The organism is Acinetobacter stercoris, assembly GCF_900323515.1.
GTDB lineage: Bacteria > Pseudomonadota > Gammaproteobacteria > Pseudomonadales > Moraxellaceae > Acinetobacter > Acinetobacter stercoris.
Genome location: NZ_OOGT01000321.1, coordinates 1 through 2609 on the forward strand (window position 1 = coordinate 1; position 2609 = coordinate 2609).

Here is a 2609-nt window from a genome sequence, read left to right on the forward strand (position 1 = left end):
ATATAAGGTATAAAGTCGCACCTACAATAGACATAGTAAATCCTGATTTATGGTATCNACCAGAACATAAAAAACAGTTAGAAATTTTATTAAGAACTATTGAAGAAATAGTAGATCAGGAAGAAAAAGCTTTTTTTAAAATTTGTTTCTCTTCTCTTACTAAAAAAGTTAGTTTCGCTGATCCTGCGATTAGTGTTCCAGTTCGCCTAAAAACTAAAGAGAAGTTTTCCCCTACAATAAATGCACGAATTAATAAAAGGTTGGATTGGATTAAAAGTGCTAATATTATTCAAGAATTTAATATTATTGTGGATGCTAACATTGAGCGAGTAATAGAAACAAATAATAAATATCCAAATCGTTCCACTGCTAAACAAGTTGGTATTGATGCAAGATCATTATTTACCAATCTTAATGATTCAATACCAATGCCAGATAATTCTGTCCCTTTAGTCATTACATCTCCACCTTATGGAAGTGCACAAAAGTATGTCAGAGCATCTAGTCTGTCTCTAAACTGGTTAGAACTTGCTTCTCCCAAAGAACTTCGCTCTTTAGAAGAAAAATCAATTGGGAGAGAACATCTAAGAAAGACACCTTTACATTTAGAAGAAAGTAATCTGCCTGAAGATTATGTTCAGCTCCTTAAAAAAATTGCTCATAAAAATGAACTGAGAGCTAGGATTACTCAAAAGTATCTAATTGAAATGTCTCAAGTTGTTGATGAAATTGCCCGAGTGACAGCACCTAATGGGCGTGTTATATTTGTACTAGGTAATAATCAAGTTTGTGGTGAAACACTAAGAAATGATAGATTTATCATTGAATGTTTCCAAAAACATCATCTAAAACTTAAATTAATTTTAATTGATGACATTAAATCAAGAGGTTTAATGACTAAACGGAATCGAACAGCATCTGTAATTTCTCGTGAAACGGTTCTAGTTTTTGAAAAATAGAAGAGTGTATTCCATGAGTATTACTTATTGTATGTAATCAGCTTGCAGCAAACTATGGATATTTTAATTTTTTAAAGGAAGATATGTTGAGACCTGACTTTCAACCTAAATTAGAAGCCTATAAAAACCAGCTCATGAAACTTAGCTCTCATGCTTGGGATTATGATAAGAAATGGCCAGAAATAGAACAATGGCTTAGTAATTTTACTGGTCGCTGTTTTCCAAAAGAGGAAGAATACCTATTAGCCCTGCATTTGCTTACACACTTTATCTATTTTGGTAATTCAACTATTAGAGAAATGCTTAAGGCTTGCTATGAAGAGCAATTTATTATTCCTTTAAAACAAGAAATACGTAAAGCAAATGGCGATACCACTGATATTAATTTGATCAACAGTTTATTAATTCAAGAGATCAACAAAACTCTCTTTATTGGTGCTGGGAATCCCTCTGAGAGCGGAGCACATTTGCTTTATTTTTTCAGACAAATGAATAATTTATCAAAAGAAAGGTTTTCTGACTTCTATGGAGCATTTTATAAGGATCAAATTTCAAATGAACTCCATCCACAATCAACTTTAATTAATAGGTATATTTTTTTTGACGATTTAGTTGCATCAGGTACCCAAATAACAGGCTATTTAAAAGATCGTTTGATACAAATTCGAGCTACTAATCCTTCAATCAAGCTCCAATTTATGTGTCTTTTTGCTACAACTGCTGGACTAGAAGCCCTAAATACCGTTGAAATGTTCAATGGGAATGCTCATTGCTTATTTCATTTAGATGATTCCTATAAGGTATTCAGTAAAAAATCTAGGAATTTTAAGTCACTGAGAAAACCTAGTCGTAGAAAACTTAAAAAATTCTGTCAGGTCTATTCAACATATTTAGGCTTTGAGGAGCCACATAAATTAGGCTATAAAAATTGTCAATTGATGATTGGATTTTCATATAACACCCCTGACAATACTTTGCCAATATTCTGGGCAAAACACCCAGTTTATTGGACACCAGTTTTTGCTAGATATAGCAAAATATATGCTTGAGGCAATTATGAATTCTGTAAACCCTTTTGGTTCTCTTCGCGCAGCGGAATACACGGATGAACAAATAAATCACTTATGGGTTGATTTTGAGTATGATATTAAGTCCTCTATTTTAGATTTATCAGGTGCAACACCAAAATATATTTTCGGAGGAAAGGGGTCTGGTAAAACTCATATTCTTAGATATTATTCATATCTTGTTGCTAGACAACGGCAGGATAAATTAACGGGTGTAGAAGTCTTAGAGCAGCTGGGTGCACTTACTATTTTTTATAGATGTAATCACTTTGGGGCTTCTAAATTTGATTCTTTACCTGAAAACTTGAAACAAATAATCTTTCAAGCATATGTAGAATTAACTTTGTTTGAAGCAGTGGTCGAATGTTTAATTGATATTAAAAATACTACGACTGATTTAGCTTATAATGACGAAGATTTTCTAGCCGAAATTCGTAGAAATATTGGTCATGATTCTTTAAACTTAATACAAGATCTTGATAGTTTACGAGTATGGATTTTTGAACATAGAGTTCTAATTGATAGAAACTTGAATAAATTTATTTTTATTAAAAAAGTTGAGCTTTTTGAGTCAATATTATTG

The 2609-nt window shown here is 31.9% G+C and carries 2 protein-coding genes; both read left to right on the forward strand.

Annotation, left to right across the window (positions count from 1 at the left end; all coding sequences use genetic code 11):
* Positions 1-1042 precede the first annotated feature (1042 nt).
* Positions 1043-2008 (forward strand): phosphoribosyltransferase-like protein, encoded by a 966-nt coding sequence (locus KPC_RS19030; protein ID WP_033523411.1) that lies wholly within the window; start codon positions 1043-1045, stop codon positions 2006-2008.
* A gap of 7 nt (positions 2009-2015) precedes the next feature.
* On the forward strand, positions 2016-2609 hold a 594-nt coding region (locus tag KPC_RS19035; protein WP_456049181.1), incomplete at its 3' end, for an ORC-CDC6 family AAA ATPase.